Genomic DNA, 14,555 nt, shown 5'->3' on the forward strand with positions numbered 1-14,555 from the left:
GTACGTTTACCTATTGATTTCATGACATTCTCCAATTGGTTACTGGAAAAGTGTCAACCTTATTTAGGACGGGTCACAATAAAGAAAAAAGCCAGCAAAGCTGGCTTTAAAATCCTAAGCTCGCCGCAATGTCATTTTTGCGGTCAAAAACCCATTGGCTATCAAATGGTCCCCAGTCTGATAATTGGTAGTAGCCATCATTATGACGTCTACCATCCTGAACAAACATGAGTTCAATACCAATTCCCGGAAGCGCTTTAATCACGTCCTGAATAGTACGACGTGGCCATCCCGTTTTCTCAATAAGTTTAGGCACATTAGGCCGCTCAAGGCTTTCCACTAACAAGGCTAAATACAAACGCCTAGCAAAAACAGGACTCAATTCCATTGATACCTCCTAATCAATACAGGACTCATTATTTCTTTTTTGCCTCGAAACGTGTTGCGTTTGATCAATAACTTTTCAATACCATGCAAATCAGAGCGTATTTTCTTGTCACGAACCCTTTTGTCACGAGGCTGGCTTCCTGTTAGGATTTGGCAAACAACGATAATTCAGCCTATATACACAAGCTTGGCTTTGTAACCCTCGCGGTTGCAGGTTCAGTAAGTGGGGGAGATAAAGGAAAAGTACTAATGACTATTATGTATGGCATCCCAAACTGCGACACAATCAAGAAAGCGCGTAAGTGGCTTGAAGCAGAAGGTGTCGAATACCAGTTTCACGATTATAAAAAGCAAGGGATCGACGCTGAACTCGTCAAGGAGTTTTGCCTATCGCTTGGTTGGGAAAATGTGTTAAATAAACGCGGCACAACCTACCGTCAACTTAGCCAAGAGCAGAAAGACACGTTGAATGAAACCAACGCTATCGCTTTATTGGTTGAACAGCCTTCAATGATTAAGCGTCCGATTGTGCGCCATAACGACAAACTAGAACTCGGCTTCAGCACTGCGAACTACGCGGCTCTTTTTGGTCAATAATTTTACTTAATAAACCGTTTCTTTTTTTAACAAGGATTTCAAGGATGACAGATAGCCCAGTTTTGGCTCTCGCAAAAGATTTAATCAGCCGCCAATCGGTAACCCCAATCGACGCAGGTTGCCAAGATTTAATGATTCAACGCTTAAAAGCACTCGGTTTTGAAATCGAATCTATGGTGTTTGAAGATACAACTAACTTCTGGGCTCGCAAAGGTACTGAAGCACCGCTATTTACCTTCGCAGGGCATACTGACGTAGTTCCAGCTGGTAAGTTAGAGCAATGGCATACTCCACCATTTGAACCAACCATTATTGATGATCATCTGCATGGACGTGGCGCTGCAGATATGAAAGGTTCACTGGCTTGTATGATTGTTGCAGTGGAACGTTTCCTAGCTGAAAATCCAAACCACAAAGGTTCAATCAGCTTTTTGATTACTTCTGATGAAGAAGGTCCGTTCATTAATGGCACAACTCGCGTTGTGGATACGTTAGTAGAACGTAATGAAATGATTGATATGTGTATTGTTGGCGAGCCATCAAGCACATTAAAAGTCGGTGATGTGGTAAAAAATGGCCGTCGTGGTTCGATTACTGGAGACATCACCATTAAAGGTACTCAAGGTCACGTGGCTTATCCGCACCTAGCGAATAACCCAGTGCATCAATCTCTTCCAGCTCTTGCTGAACTGGCAACAGTGAAATGGGATGACGGCAACGAATATTTCCCGCCAACCAGCTTCCAAATTCCAAACGTGCATGCAGGAACTGGTGCATCGAATGTCATTCCAGGTGAGTTCAATGTTCAATTCAACCTGCGTTTCAGTACGGAATTAACCGCTGAAGAGATCAAACGTCGCGTTCATTCAACTTTGGATGCTCACGGTCTGGATTATGACCTGAATTGGACACTGAATGGACTACCATTCTTAACAGATACTGGTGAACTGCTTGATGCCGTGGTTAAAGCTGTTAATGAAGTGAATCATCAAGAACCACAGTTGCTTACAACTGGTGGTACTTCTGACGGTCGTTTCATTGCTCAAATGGGTGCACAAGTGGTGGAACTTGGTCCTGTGAATGCCACTATCCACAAAGTGAACGAGTGCGTCAGCATCCATGATCTTGAACTGTTAACCGACATGTACCAAAAAACGTTGGAAAACCTTTTAGCGTGATGGAGAAACTATTCGCGTGATAATGACCGCTGAGCAATTAACAGGTAAAACTGAATCCCATTTAACGGAAGTGTTGGTTGGACAGAAATATTTTCTCGTCCATCCTGCTGTTAAAGATGATTTGCTGTCACTCAAAGAGGCAGCAGATAAAGAAGGTTTTAACTTCAATATTGCCAGCGGCTTTCGTTCCTTTGAACGCCAACTGGCGATCTGGAATCGAAAAATGTCAGGCGAAGCAAATCTCCTTGATGAAAACAGCCAAATCATCGAGTCGCAAAATCTGAGTGATGAGCAAAAAATCGCAGCGATTTTGCGTTGGTCTGCGCTACCGGGTGCAAGTCGTCATCATTGGGGAACTGATTTTGATGTCTTTGACAGAAATACCATCCCAAGTGAAGGTGGTTTGAAACTGGAACCCTGGGAGTATTTACAAGACCACCAGCAACCTTTTTACCTCTGGTTGCAAACTCATTTAGTTGAGTTTGGATTTTTCTTCCCTTATCAGGAAAATGGATCAGGTGTCGCTTTTGAACCGTGGCACATCAGCCACAACAAAGCGGCTCAGGCGTGTTTACAACAACTCACTTTAGATCAATTGTCTACGCAACTGGATTCTGCGCCCATTTTAGGGAAAGAGTGCGTGCGCCAAGAGCTTGCAAAGATCTACAATCAATACATCACTAACATCAGCACTCGTTAACGGCAATCAGCATGATAGAGTTTCTTTTTAACCCGTGGGTCATCTCAATAGTCATCGTCAGTGTGGTGATCGGTAATATTGCTGCATTGAAATACACAGCGAATATGAAATACGGTCAACAGAAGAAAAAAAGCGATTTAGACAAACTGAATGAGCTTGATAAGCAACAACACCAAGACGACAACCAGCACAAACAATAAAGGACGCAAAAGCGTCCTTTATTTTATCTAACGAGTACTCAGCATTATTTCTTATCAATTACCGCTGCGAGTACTGGAACCATATCTTTCAATAAGGCTTCTTCAACAGGCTTGCCTGATGAATCAGTCACGTTAATCGAAGTACGGTTACCTAAATCACCAAATAGGAAGGTGTAAGTTCCCGATTTTAGCGCAGTAGGTTTGACGCCAATCTCTTGCCAGAACTCATCATCCGGTGACGCATATTTCGCTTTTATCGTACCTTGAGACTGACTACGTTCTTCAATCGTAAAGCCCATATGAGGCAGAATATTTGGTAAACGAGGCCAAAGCACATCGTAAGAAGAACGCGCAATAATCACAGGTAGACCACTACGGTCTGCACCCATTGAAATTGGAATCTGTTTAACCAGCTCTTGTGCTTTTCGCGCAGCTTCTTCACGAGCGTCAAGATCATAACGAGTCGTCATTAAATTCGTCATCAAAGCGTTGTAACGCTCTTTATTGGTGGTTGAAACTCGCATCTGCTTGCCATCTTCACGCCAATCAATCAGTGACACTTTGAAGCCGTAGCGATTATTGTCTTCAACTCGAGTCACTTCATAACGAGCGCCCAGCTCGACATCTTCATCTTCTGCCACCCAAGAAACCCAATCTGTTTCAATTCTGTCATTGGTTTGAGAAAGCATATTGATTTTACGCTCAGCGATCACTTTTAAGACCGTATCCCAAACTTTATCCACTTCATCCTTACGAACCATCCACAGTGAAACTTCACCTTTTTGGCGTTCTGCACGAGCACCAGGGATTAATTCCAGAACTTGTTGCGGTGGACGAATATCAACGGTTTGGCCTACACCGCCATGATAGTTCCCCTGCGGGATCTCAAAATTTGGGTAAAACTCTGGAGTCGCTCCCTCTGGTAGCTGCCACTCACTGAAGCTTTTCGTCTCTAGGTAGGTAAAATCATCTTTGGCTTGACGGCGATGTGTCGAATTTGAACAAGCACTTAAAACCAAAACAGCTAGTGAACTAATAACTAGCTGACGCGTAAACTTCATTGAAACTCCTAAAATGCACCGAGGTGTAAAAACACCTCGGCATTGTATGGAAAGCGCCTTAAAAAATACAGGCTTCAGTCATTGCTTGGGCAACAACTGGTTGAGCTTGTTCAGAAAGAGGTGTTAAAGGTAGACGTAGATCACCAAAAGAAATCAAACCCAGTTTATGAGCGGCCCACTTAACTGGAATCGGGCTTGATTCCACAAACAGATTTTTATGCAAAGGCATCAAACGTTGATTAATGGCTTCTGCTTCGTCAAACTTACCTTCCAGCGCTAGATGCGTCATGTTCGCCATGTCTGCGGCTGCAATATTGTTAGTTACCGAAATAACGCCTTTACCACCCAGTTTAATAAACTCTAAACCTGTCGCATCATCACCGCTAAGCAGAATGAAATCATCCCCACAAAGCTCACGATGCAGTGCTACACGGCTTAGGTCACCTGTAGCATCTTTAATTGCAACGATGTTGTCTAACTTAGATAGTCGAGCCACTGTTTCCGGTTTCAAATCAACTGCCGTACGACCGGGTACGTTGTACAGAATGATTGGCACTTCTGTCTGTTCAGAAATGGCTTTGTAATGCTGGTACAAACCTTCTTGTGTTGGCTTGTTATAGTATGGAGTCACACTTAGAACACCGGCAATACCCGTATTGTTGAGCAAACGGCTGAAAGTAATGGATTCGTGAGTCGCATTTGCTCCAGTACCCGCAATCACTGGAATACGGCCATTGGAATACTCAACAATCTTCTCTACAACTTTGACATGCTCTTCGATGGTCAGTGTGGATGATTCACCTGTCGTGCCTACGGCAACGATAGCATCGGTACCAGCGTCAACATGGTAGTCAACAAGCTTCTTCAGACTTACAAAGTCGACTTCGCCATCTTGGGTAAAAGGTGTAATTAACGCTACGATACTTCCTGAAAACATGTCTATCTCCATAAATAAATGCTTTCTGCATGGTACTGCATGGGAGTTGAAAAACACAAGAGGCTAAGAATGCCTAAATGCTCCTTAAGAGTGAATATTTATCACATGTTGGAGCTTTCCCCCATTCAATCTCTTATTGGCTATTGTATATAAGCAATCCTTCCACTTGTTAGAGGTCGGTCATATTTAAATGGTCACTATCTCGCACGCTTATCTCTATACTTAATTTATGGAGTGGTTATCCCAAAAATGAGTTGGCAATTCAGAGGCAGAGCGGGTGTTTTAGCCTGATAAGTATAGATAACGATGTAACCTAAGCGCCTCAATTGCAATAACAGAATTGTCACGTTAATTAACAAAGGAAAGTAACCGCATCATTGGGTTAATTAGTGAAAAGTTGTGCTAACATGCCAGAAAATAACAAAGCGAAATATCAATATGACTCAACATCTTGTGATCACCGCAGTAGGAACTGACCGCCCAGGTATCTGTAACCAAGTTGCGAAATTAGTAACGCAAGCTGGCTGTAATATCGTAGACAGTCGAATTGCCTTATTTGGAAAAGAATTCACATTGATCATGCTGTTGTCAGGCAATGCCAATAGCATTACCCGAGTGGAGACAACGCTGCCACTACTCGGACAAGAACAAGATTTGATCACTATTATGAAGCGAACGTCACCACATGATCAGCAATCCAATGATTATATCGTTGAAGTCTATGTGGAATCGGACGACCGACTTGGTTTAACTGAGCAATTCACTCAATTCTTTGCAGACCGAAACATCGGAATGGCATCGCTCAGTGCACAAACCATCAGTAAAGATAAGCTGCAGCGTAACAAAGACCAATTCCACATTGCCATTACCGCTCACGTAGATTCGGAATATAACCTTATGCAGCTTCAAGAAGAATTTGAAGCGCAATGCACAGCTCTTGATGTACAAGGTTCGCTTAATTTTATAAAAAGCAGTCAATAAGGAAGAACAATGAACACTTTAACAGCAGGCGCGCCAGCTCCGGCGTTTTCACTATTAGACCAAGATGGTAATCAAGTTACCCTATCTGACTTTGCTGGCAAAAAAATCCTGTTTTATTTTTACCCAAAAGCCATGACGCCAGGCTGTACTGTTCAGGCACAAGGGCTACGTGATGTGAATGCTGAACTTGAAGCAATGAATGTGGTGGTACTGGGCGTGAGTATCGACCCTGTCGCTCGTCTTGGTAAATTTATCGCTCGCGACAATCTTAACTTCACCTTATTGTCAGATGAAGATCATCAGGTTGCTGAACAGTTCGGCGTCTGGGGAACCAAGAAATTTATGGGTAAGGTATATGATGGCCTGCACCGCATCAGTTTTCTGATTGACGAAAACGGTGTTATTGAACATGTCTTCGACAAATTTAAAACCAAAGATCACCATGAAGTGGTACTGAACTATCTAAAAGAAAAGCAGGCTTAATCTTTTACTGCTTTAAAAAAGCTCGAACAAAAAAGTAAAGGCCGGCAAAAATGCTGGCCTTTCTATTGAACATCTCAAGAGAGATTAGACGATAAACTTACCAAGAATCGCATCTTGCTCACGCACATTTTCTGTCTGAACTTGCATTGCGATGTTGGCTTCTTCAGCCGATTCCGAAACCTGTGTCGACAAGTCCTTGATCTTCACCGTGTTGTTATTGATTTCTTCAGCCACTAAGCTCTGTTCTTCTGCTGCTGAAGCAATTTGCATGTTCATATCGCTGATATGTTGAATTGCGCCATGGATTTTCTGCAATGCAGCATCCGCTAACTGAGCTTTGCTCACCGCTTCCTCTGCTGTTGCTTTACTTTCATGCATAGCCACAGATACTGAGTTCGCCCCTGCTTGAAGCTGTTCAATCATATTGCGAATTTCAGTGGTCGATTGTTGCGTACGTTGCGCTAGAGTTCGAACCTCATCCGCTACCACTGCAAAGCCTCGACCAGAGTCCCCCGCACGTGCAGCTTCAATAGCAGCGTTCAGTGCAAGCAAGTTAGTTTGGTCAGCAATGTCGTTGATAACTTTAAGAATCGTTTCAATGTTGGCAGTTGCAGATTCGAGACCTTTAACTTCCTCTACGGCCTGTTCAATGCGTGCTGACAGCATATCAATAGATGATGTCGTGTCACCCACCACTTTAGAACCTTCTTGAGTAGCATCATCTGCATCTTTTGCCGCTGAAGCCGCTCCTTGAGCATTATTTGCTACTTCCATTGCGGTTGCGGCCATTTCGTTCATAGCCGTCGCTAGTTGCTCAAGTTCGTGAAGCTGAGAACTCATGGCTTCAGAAGAAGAATGAACACTGCCCATGGTCTGTTCTGCACCACGTTTGATCTCTTCACCAATAGCTTTAGATTGTTTGATTTGGTTCTGCAATGTTTCCGTGAACGTATTGAAGTCCATCGCCAACTCAGCAAATTCTTTATCTGTATCCGTGCTTAAACGCTTGGTTAAATCACCCTGACCAGAAGCCACATCTTTAATCGCATGATTAAGCGTATTAAGTGGACGCATCAAGAATTTAATCAACACGGTCAAAATGATAATGCTAAGAATCACACCGATAATGGTGTAGATAATCGCACTATTTCTTAGATTATCAACCGTGGCGAACGCTTTTTCATTGTCGACTAGTGCTCCGACAAACCAGTTTTGACTCGGTAAATAGGTCAAACTAAGAAGAAAGCTTTTACCTTCAATATCGATATCTTGAGAGCCTTCTTTAATATCAATCTTCGGTAAATAAGTGGAAATGTTTTTGCCGTTATATTCTGCATTTGGGTGAGCAACGGTCATGCCATCAGAAGTAATGATGAATAGCTTACCTGCGTCAAATAAGTCAATTTTATTAACCATTTCAGCAAGCCCATTGAGCTTAAGGTCATAGAACATAGCACCAGTGAACTTACCTTGATTGTAAACTGGAGTTGCAATTGAGATGATCATTTGTTTTGTAGAGACATCTACATAGGGCTCTGTAACGGTTAATTTACCGTCTCTTTTGGCATCAATATACCAAGGGCGTTTGCGCGGATCATAACTGCTGTCGGGTTCCCAGCCATCATCGTTTTCAACCACTTTACCATCAATGTCGTAACCTAAACCAACAGCAAGAAAACTACTCTTGAGCTTTTTGGTTTCCAGCACACTTTTCACATAGTCACGATTTTCGGGATCTAACTGAAGAATATCTGTTGTTGATTGGGCGAGCGATTTCTTGCTCTCCATTTCCGACGTTACGGTATCCGCAACACCTTCGGCCATTCCTTTAATACTGCCGCCGATTAAATTCGATACTTCCTTTCGAACAGTGCTTACCTGCTGAATAGATAGTAAAGATGCTGTTACCAGCAACAATACCGATGATGCGGCCACAATCTTTTGACTAAATCTCATACGTCCCTCGTTGCACACTTGTGATTATGTGGTGTTCGTCACTTTATCGACAAAAAAAGTGATAACTTAAGCAATTTCTTTATTAGTTATATGTATTGCAACCGACGCATGTTTAATACTAATCTCAAATAGTAAAAAAGCCCAAAAATATTCAACTTTTGGGCTTAATAAATTCTCAGGGTAACGTTTAGTTATTCAGGTTTTGCTGAAGGCTGTTCTTCGCTACTAGGAAGCGCATTCCACACGGCTTTTACCAAGGTAGCGAGCGGTATTGCAAAAAATACTCCCCAGAATCCCCACAAGCCACCAAACACTAAAACCGCAACTATGATGGCAACAGGGTGCAAGTTTACCGCTTCAGAAAACAGCACCGGCACTAATACGTTACCATCCAAAGCTTGGATGATGGCGTAAGCAATCAGCAGATAATAGAACTGCGAGGTCAATTCCCACTGGAACAAGCCAACAATCGCAATTGGCACCGTAACTGCGGCAGCACCTATGTATGGAATCAATACAGAGAATCCAACAGCCACAGAAAGCAACACGGAGTAACGCAAATCTAAAACGGCGAAGGTAACGTAACTCACCGTGCCTACGATAATGATTTCCAGCACCTTACCGCGAATATAGTTAGAAATTTGTTGGTTCATTTCCACCCAAACTTTATTCGCAAGATTACGGTTACGCGGCATTATGCCACTTGCCATTTTGAGCATTTCACGTTTATCTTTGAGCAGAAAGAACACCAACAGTGGTACTAGGATCAGATAAACACCCAAAGTAGCGAGGCTGACTAACGAAGCCAGAGAACCTTTTACCAAAGACTCGCCCATACCTATCGCTTTGTCCTTGGCGTTATTCATAATTGATTCAACAATCTGTAAATTCGCCAGTTCAGGATAACGTTCAGGCAGTGTCGCTATCAGCTTTTGAAGACCGGTATACATCTTCGGTATGTCTGCCACTAAGTTAGCAACCTGATCCCAGATGGTAGGAACCAAGCCAAACAAAGCTAAAAACATCACACCGACGAAAAGCAAGATGACAAGAATAACCGCTAAGGTGCGTGGCACTTTCCAGCGGCAAAGCTGAGCAACCGGCCACTCAAGCAAATAAGCCAAAACAATAGCAACAAGCAATGGTGCTATCAGATGTCCGAAAAAGTAGATGGTGATGAAACCGAAGAAAAGAATCGCAACCAGACTTACGGCGTGCGGGTCAGAGAAACGCCGTTGATACCAACGACTAACCATTTCGAACATGTAACGATGTCTCCTTTACAACTATGAGTGAGTTATATCCATCACATTTAACGCTTTGGCAAAGATAATTCTGCTTAAGCAGATAGCTTTCTATATCTTTGAATGAGCTCGAATCACTAATGAGGATGGTTACCGAATCACCAGCTTCAAGCTGGGCAGTGTGACGTTTAGCAAGTAATAATGCCATTGGACATCGCTGTTGACGTAAATCGAGAATATTCGGTTCCATTCTTCGGCTCAATCCTTAATATATGACAGACATTGTATCGGCTTTTCCACTACGCGCCACTCTTAATATCCTAAGTTGTAGGGTCACTAAGTATTGGTTATTTATCTCTCGGGTTAACGCATAATACGTTGCAGTTTACGGTACAGTCATAGCGACTGAAGACTGAATCGTGGAAACCAATTCAAGCGGACAATGTCCTAATGGAAAATGATATTGGAGTATCAACAAAGAACATGATGTTAAAACGTACTCGTTCATTCGTTTGCCTATGTATATCAACGGCGTTATGTGCGCCTTCGCTGTCTTACGCTAACAATATAGAGCTTCCTGACATTGGTACCGTAGCGGGTTCAACTCTGACCATAGACCAAGAGCTGATCTATGGTGACGCTTATATGCGTATGCTTAGAAGCAGCAAGCCTATCGTGAATGACCCTGTGATTAACGAATACATTGACACACTTGGTCACAAATTAGTTGCGAATGCGGACGATGTAAAAACACCGTTTACCTTCTTCATGATCCGTGATCGAAATATCAACGCATTCGCCTTTTTCGGTGGTTACGTCGCGCTTCACTCTGGCTTGTTTCTTCACGCTCAATCAGAGAGTGAATTAGCTTCCGTTATTGCTCACGAAATTGCCCACGTAACCCAGCGCCATCTTGCACGAAGCATGGAAGATCAGGCTCGTCGCTCTCCTGCAACAATGGCAGCATTAGCGGGTTCGTTGCTACTTGCAATTGCAGCACCGGAAGCCGGTATTGCGGCCATTACCGCCACTACAGCGGGCAACATGCAAAGCCAGATTAACTACACTCGCAGTAACGAAAAAGAAGCGGACCGTTTTGGTATCTCTACCTTAGCGAAAGCTGGATTTGATGTAAGAGCAATGCCACGTTTCTTCGGTCGCTTAGCGGATGAGTATCGCTACGCAAGCACACCTCCGCCTATGCTTTTAACTCACCCGTTACCGGAAGATCGTATTACTGACAGCCGAGAGCGTGCTCAAAGTTTTCCGACCGTTAATCTAAAGCCTGACCTCGATTATCATTTAGCTCGTGCACGTATTGTGGCGCGTTATGCAGGCATTGATGGTGACGCTGCTTTGGATTGGTTTAATAGAACGCAAAAGAAAACCACCGTACCCGCTCTTGATGCATCTTTTGAATATGGCAAAGCCTTAGTGTATCTAGATACAAAACAGCACGACAAAGCCGAAGCGATTCTCAACAAGCTGTTAAAGGCAGACGCCAACAATCGTTTCTATCTCGATGCAATGACCGACCTTTACATCGCAACCGACCGTCTCAATGACGCACAGAATTTGTTAGAAGCCGCGTTAAAGCAAACACCAAATAATGCTGTATTGATGGTGAACTACGCTAACGTGTTACTGAAACAGCAGAAATTTAGCGAATCGATTCGCGTCCTACAGCGTTATACTCACGATAATCCAAACGATACCAACGGTTGGCATTTACTATCAGAAGCCAACAGTCGCAATGGCAATCAAGCGGAAGATTTGGCTGCTCAAGCTGAAGTCCTAGCCTTACGAGCCAACTGGAACAAAGCCATTCAACTGTATACACAAGCCAGCCAGCTCGCCAAACTAGGCAGTTTAGAACAAGCGCGATACGACGCTCGTATTGATCAGCTGATGATTCAAAGAGAACGCTTCTTATCGCTTCAATAATAAAAAGAGAAAGTAAGGAAAAACTATGTCTGTCGTGATTTATCACAATCCGAAATGCTCAAAAAGTCGTGAAACACTGGCTTTATTGGAACAAAACAGTGTCCAGCCAGAAGTCGTCAAGTATCTTGAAGCGCCACTCAGTGTTGAACTATTAAAAACACTTTACGCGCAACTAGGCGTGGCATCTGTGCGTGATATGATGCGAACCAAAGAAGATGTCTACAAAGAACTTGCTTTAGGTGATGCCAGCGTTTCTGACGACCAACTGTTCACTGCTATGGTCGAAAATCCGAAGCTGATTGAACGTCCAATCGTCGTTGCCAATGGTAAGGCTCGCTTAGGTCGTCCACCAGAACAGGTTCTAGAAATCTTATGATGACCAATGTGGTTGTACTCTATTACAGCCGACACGGTAGTACTCAATCTTTAGCAAGGCAGATTGCTCGAGGTATTAACAGTATCCCGGATTGTGAAGCGATTCTGAGAACAGTTCCGGAGATCAACAGCAATGAAACCAATGCAGAAGATCCGTATATCACTTTAGATGAGCTGAAGAACTGCGATGGTTTGGCTTTGGGCAGCCCTGCATGGTTTGGCAACATGGCCGCACCTTTGAAACACTTTTGGGACCAAACCACACCTTTGTGGCTAAACGGCGATTTGATAGATAAACCTGCTTGTGTGTTTACCTCTTCATCCACCTTACATGGCGGTCAAGAAAGTACACAACAAACCATGATGTTACCTCTGCTTCATCATGGCATGGTTATTATGGGCATCCCCTACTCTGAGCCGAAACTGCATACTTCCGTATCAGGTGGTACCCCCTACGGTGCTAGCCACGTATCGCAAATGAACAGCAAACTCTCTGAAGATGAAAGCGAACTTGCACGTCAACTCGGAAAACGTCTTGCTAAGTTAGCGCGGCAACTAAAAGAAGCATCGAATTAAAGACTGTCTCTGTTCAAAAGACGAGTCGCATTAAAGGAACGACAATGAGTGTTGATATGACCTCAAAAACCAAACAATTTCGCTGGTTAGCTCTGACAAGTAACCTCGCTTTGATTGTTTGGATAGCTTTATGGCAACTGGATTTATCGCCACACCCACATCTTAATCCATTAGCGTTAACAGTAGCGTGGCTGATTCCACTGCTGTTGCCTCTACCGGGTATCTTAGCGGGTAAACCTTATACCCACGCTTGGGCCAACTTTATTCTGATGCTGTATTTCTTACATGCTTTCACCATTTTGTATGTAGACGATGGTGAACGCTGGCTGGCAGCAGTCGAACTGTTCCTCACTTTCTCAGCATTTATGGGCAACGTGTTGTATGCAAGACATCGTGGTAAAGAGTTAGGGCTAAAATTGACAAAGCTTTCTGTCGTTGAAAAACAAGAGAAACAACGATTCGACCAAGAGTAGCAAAGACTTTAAAGAGTAAAAAGAAAGCCCCTGTTGTGATGAGTAACAGGGGCTTTCTTATATTTATTTGCGTCTATCTTGTCTTTTGATACTTAGTCGGACAGCTTAATCTAACCAAGTAAAACGCAGAGTTTTCACCATAGGAACAGGCTCCGTCACGACCGACATATCACCTTGTTGAGTTGGTGAACCGCTATCAACAGAGTTCACAGCCGCAGGCTCAGTGGTTCCAAGCGCTGGATGTTGTGGATTTTGAACTGAGCTTCCTTCTTCAGTTGGCGGTTCCACAGGTAAAGGTTGCGAAACTTCTTGCTCTGGTGCCTTCTGAACTTGAGCAATTCGTAGCACTTCTTGTTCGAAATCCTCTTCTGTCGCAAGCAAGTGAACATTGAACTCCACTTCTTGACCTTGGATTTTAAGAATGTCGAGTGAAGCCACCGAGCTCAACGCTTTTAAGCGCTTTTCTAATGAGAAAAAGTCTTCGGCATTTTTAATTGAATCAAATGACGCTTGAACAGTTTGTGAAGATTCAGAGCCAATCAGTACAGAGTTTTTCTGTGCATAGTAGTCACTGATTTGATCAATCATATCTGCCGCTGCGGCACTACCAGATGCTCTTCCTGTCATTGGCGCTTTCTGTGACTGAAGCATGTTGTAAGCATTTTGGTCATACAGTGTCCAACGCAAATCGTTGCCTTGCGCTTTAACTACAAGTACTGCATCCGTTGGATAACGATCACTTGCCAAGCTGATAGGTTTAATAAAACCACCCCACAGATCAGAAATTTCTAACCCTGTAATGTCATCAAAATCACCAACAGGAACAGTAATAGGCAAACCTCTCGCCAAGGATTCCTCTTTCAACTGTTTTAGAATCTTAGAGTCAGAATGTTCCCAACTGATCACACGTTCGTATGGGGTTTCTTCCACCAGCCAAACTAAAAGGTTAGCGCGATTTTCAGGCCAGAATGGCAACTGAGCTTGAGTAATCAGAGAACGAATTTGCGGCGCGCTGAACTGCATGGTTATTGTAGAGACATCGTTTGTCTGACCATAACTAAACTGGTTTAAATATTGGTTATATTTACTTAACGCCTTTTGAACTACTTCATTGTTTACGGAATCTTTATCGCCCGTGGCGCGAACAATAACGTTTTGCATACCCAGCGATCGAGCTTTGGCATCTGCACCTTCTTGTGTCTGATCAATAACGACTTCTGTTTTGTACAGATTTACCGTGGTGAGTGCAGAAGCTGGAAGAGACGTTAATCCCATCAGCAAAAAAGCTAAATAGCGCATATTGTTCCTACGTTCTAAGTTTCTGAAAGTTGATGATAAGCAACTATCGTTTATGGGGCAAGGTGAGTGCTCACCACTGGTAATAAAAGTTTCCAAACTTTTACTTTGGCTCGCCGAATGCAAATGACAAAAGTAGCAAAAATTGATCTAGTTTAAATGGCAAA

General features: G+C 43.3%; 17 protein-coding genes. 10 read left to right on the top strand and 7 right to left on the bottom strand.

Annotated elements, in window-relative coordinates:
- Window positions 1-106 precede the first annotated feature (106 nt).
- Window positions 107-388: a winged helix-turn-helix domain-containing protein gene (locus ACRQQK_RS05055; protein WP_042484051.1), complete on the bottom strand. Its 282-nt coding sequence runs from the start codon at window positions 386-388 to the stop codon at window positions 107-109.
- Window positions 389-636: 248 nt separating this feature from the next.
- Between ACRQQK_RS05055 and ACRQQK_RS05060 the strand changes: the two genes are divergently transcribed.
- The 4 genes from ACRQQK_RS05060 to ACRQQK_RS05075 are packed head-to-tail and all read left to right on the top strand — an operon-like array spanning window position 637 to window position 3,062.
- Window positions 637-984, top strand: a complete 348-nt coding sequence (locus ACRQQK_RS05060; protein ID WP_102940869.1) for an ArsC family reductase — start codon at window positions 637-639, stop codon at window positions 982-984.
- Between the two features lie 44 nt (window positions 985-1,028).
- Window positions 1,029-2,162, top strand: coding sequence for a succinyl-diaminopimelate desuccinylase (gene dapE / locus ACRQQK_RS05065; RefSeq protein WP_457510301.1), 1,134 nt, complete (start codon window positions 1,029-1,031; stop codon window positions 2,160-2,162).
- A gap of 22 nt (window positions 2,163-2,184) precedes the next feature.
- Window positions 2,185-2,862, top strand: a complete 678-nt coding sequence (locus ACRQQK_RS05070) for a M15 family metallopeptidase (protein WP_457510377.1) — start codon at window positions 2,185-2,187, stop codon at window positions 2,860-2,862.
- Window positions 2,863-2,873: 11 nt separating this feature from the next.
- Window positions 2,874-3,062: a DUF2897 family protein gene (locus tag ACRQQK_RS05075; RefSeq protein ID WP_042484063.1), complete on the top strand. Its 189-nt coding sequence runs from the start codon at window positions 2,874-2,876 to the stop codon at window positions 3,060-3,062.
- Between the two features lie 44 nt (window positions 3,063-3,106).
- Here ACRQQK_RS05075 and bamC read toward each other — a convergent pair whose 3' ends face one another.
- Both bamC and dapA read right to left on the bottom strand, forming a co-directional pair.
- A complete protein-coding gene (gene bamC / locus ACRQQK_RS05080; protein ID WP_457510302.1) occupies window positions 3,107-4,123 on the bottom strand; it encodes an outer membrane protein assembly factor BamC in 1,017 nt (338 codons plus the stop codon).
- A gap of 58 nt (window positions 4,124-4,181) precedes the next feature.
- Window positions 4,182-5,060: a 4-hydroxy-tetrahydrodipicolinate synthase gene (dapA, locus tag ACRQQK_RS05085; RefSeq protein WP_188232768.1), complete on the bottom strand. Its 879-nt coding sequence runs from the start codon at window positions 5,058-5,060 to the stop codon at window positions 4,182-4,184.
- Window positions 5,061-5,498: 438 nt separating this feature from the next.
- Between dapA and ACRQQK_RS05090 the strand changes: the two genes are divergently transcribed.
- The gene (locus tag ACRQQK_RS05090) at window positions 5,499-6,041 is read left to right on the top strand and encodes a glycine cleavage system protein R (protein ID WP_457510303.1); all 543 of its coding nucleotides are present in this window, start codon (window positions 5,499-5,501) and stop codon (window positions 6,039-6,041) included.
- Between the two features lie 9 nt (window positions 6,042-6,050).
- Window positions 6,051-6,524 (top strand): thioredoxin-dependent thiol peroxidase, encoded by a 474-nt coding sequence (gene bcp, locus ACRQQK_RS05095; RefSeq protein ID WP_457510304.1) that lies wholly within the window; start codon window positions 6,051-6,053, stop codon window positions 6,522-6,524.
- 84 nt (window positions 6,525-6,608) lie between these two features.
- On the opposite strand, the gene ACRQQK_RS05100 is transcribed toward bcp, so the two are convergent.
- From ACRQQK_RS05100 to ACRQQK_RS05110, 3 genes are all read right to left on the bottom strand, one after another.
- Window positions 6,609-8,480: a methyl-accepting chemotaxis protein gene (locus ACRQQK_RS05100; RefSeq protein WP_457510305.1), complete on the bottom strand. Its 1,872-nt coding sequence runs from the start codon at window positions 8,478-8,480 to the stop codon at window positions 6,609-6,611.
- A gap of 191 nt (window positions 8,481-8,671) precedes the next feature.
- Window positions 8,672-9,745 carry an AI-2E family transporter gene (locus tag ACRQQK_RS05105; protein WP_457510306.1) on the bottom strand — a complete coding sequence of 358 codons (1,074 nt, stop codon included), beginning with the start codon at window positions 9,743-9,745 and terminating at the stop codon, window positions 8,672-8,674.
- Window positions 9,729-9,974, bottom strand: a complete 246-nt coding sequence (locus ACRQQK_RS05110; protein ID WP_457510307.1) for a sulfurtransferase TusA family protein — start codon at window positions 9,972-9,974, stop codon at window positions 9,729-9,731. Before ACRQQK_RS05110 ends, ACRQQK_RS05105 begins: the two co-directional genes overlap by 17 nt.
- A gap of 236 nt (window positions 9,975-10,210) precedes the next feature.
- Between ACRQQK_RS05110 and bepA the strand changes: the two genes are divergently transcribed.
- The 4 genes from bepA to ACRQQK_RS05130 are packed head-to-tail and all read left to right on the top strand — an operon-like array spanning window position 10,211 to window position 13,092.
- Window positions 10,211-11,668: a beta-barrel assembly-enhancing protease gene (gene bepA, locus ACRQQK_RS05115; RefSeq protein ID WP_457510378.1), complete on the top strand. Its 1,458-nt coding sequence runs from the start codon at window positions 10,211-10,213 to the stop codon at window positions 11,666-11,668.
- A 25-nt stretch (window positions 11,669-11,693) separates the two neighbouring features.
- A complete protein-coding gene (arsC, locus tag ACRQQK_RS05120) occupies window positions 11,694-12,044 on the top strand; it encodes an arsenate reductase (glutaredoxin) (protein ID WP_457510308.1) in 351 nt (116 codons plus the stop codon).
- A complete protein-coding gene (gene wrbA, locus ACRQQK_RS05125; RefSeq protein ID WP_457510379.1) occupies window positions 12,044-12,619 on the top strand; it encodes an NAD(P)H:quinone oxidoreductase in 576 nt (191 codons plus the stop codon). The genes arsC and wrbA overlap by 1 nt, the downstream gene beginning before the upstream one ends.
- A 44-nt stretch (window positions 12,620-12,663) precedes the next feature.
- Window positions 12,664-13,092 carry a DUF2069 domain-containing protein gene (locus ACRQQK_RS05130; protein ID WP_457510309.1) on the top strand — a complete coding sequence of 143 codons (429 nt, stop codon included), beginning with the start codon at window positions 12,664-12,666 and terminating at the stop codon, window positions 13,090-13,092.
- A 105-nt stretch (window positions 13,093-13,197) separates the two neighbouring features.
- Here ACRQQK_RS05130 and ACRQQK_RS05135 read toward each other — a convergent pair whose 3' ends face one another.
- Entirely contained in the window at window positions 13,198-14,391 is a 1,194-nt protein-coding gene (locus ACRQQK_RS05135) for a DUF2066 domain-containing protein (protein ID WP_457510310.1), read from the bottom strand.
- Window positions 14,392-14,555 lie beyond the last annotated feature (164 nt).

The organism is Vibrio sp. C8 (genome assembly GCF_054051265.1).

Bases quoted from the DNA above. Each gene is read 5' to 3' on its own strand.
- ACRQQK_RS05090 (WP_457510303.1), top strand. From the start codon at position 5,499: ATGACTCAACATCTTGTGATCACCGCAGTAGGAACTGACCGCCCAGGT.
- dapE (WP_457510301.1), top strand. From the start codon at position 1,029: ATGACAGATAGCCCAGTTTTGGCTCTCGCAAAAGATTTAATCAGCCGC.
- ACRQQK_RS05110 (WP_457510307.1), bottom strand. From the start codon at position 9,974: ATGGAACCGAATATTCTCGATTTACGTCAACAGCGATGTCCAATGGCA.
- wrbA (WP_457510379.1), top strand. From the start codon at position 12,044: ATGACCAATGTGGTTGTACTCTATTACAGCCGACACGGTAGTACTCAA.
- ACRQQK_RS05060 (WP_102940869.1), top strand. From the start codon at position 637: ATGACTATTATGTATGGCATCCCAAACTGCGACACAATCAAGAAAGCG.
- dapA (WP_188232768.1), bottom strand. From the start codon at position 5,060: ATGTTTTCAGGAAGTATCGTAGCGTTAATTACACCTTTTACCCAAGAT.
- bcp (WP_457510304.1), top strand. From the start codon at position 6,051: ATGAACACTTTAACAGCAGGCGCGCCAGCTCCGGCGTTTTCACTATTA.
- arsC (WP_457510308.1), top strand. From the start codon at position 11,694: ATGTCTGTCGTGATTTATCACAATCCGAAATGCTCAAAAAGTCGTGAA.
- ACRQQK_RS05055 (WP_042484051.1), bottom strand. From the start codon at position 388: ATGGAATTGAGTCCTGTTTTTGCTAGGCGTTTGTATTTAGCCTTGTTA.
- ACRQQK_RS05070 (WP_457510377.1), top strand. From the start codon at position 2,185: ATGACCGCTGAGCAATTAACAGGTAAAACTGAATCCCATTTAACGGAA.
- bepA (WP_457510378.1), top strand. From the start codon at position 10,211: ATGTTAAAACGTACTCGTTCATTCGTTTGCCTATGTATATCAACGGCG.
- bamC (WP_457510302.1), bottom strand. From the start codon at position 4,123: ATGAAGTTTACGCGTCAGCTAGTTATTAGTTCACTAGCTGTTTTGGTT.
- ACRQQK_RS05075 (WP_042484063.1), top strand. From the start codon at position 2,874: ATGATAGAGTTTCTTTTTAACCCGTGGGTCATCTCAATAGTCATCGTC.
- ACRQQK_RS05100 (WP_457510305.1), bottom strand. From the start codon at position 8,480: ATGAGATTTAGTCAAAAGATTGTGGCCGCATCATCGGTATTGTTGCTG.
- ACRQQK_RS05105 (WP_457510306.1), bottom strand. From the start codon at position 9,745: ATGTTCGAAATGGTTAGTCGTTGGTATCAACGGCGTTTCTCTGACCCG.
- ACRQQK_RS05135 (WP_457510310.1), bottom strand. From the start codon at position 14,391: ATGCGCTATTTAGCTTTTTTGCTGATGGGATTAACGTCTCTTCCAGCT.
- ACRQQK_RS05130 (WP_457510309.1), top strand. From the start codon at position 12,664: ATGAGTGTTGATATGACCTCAAAAACCAAACAATTTCGCTGGTTAGCT.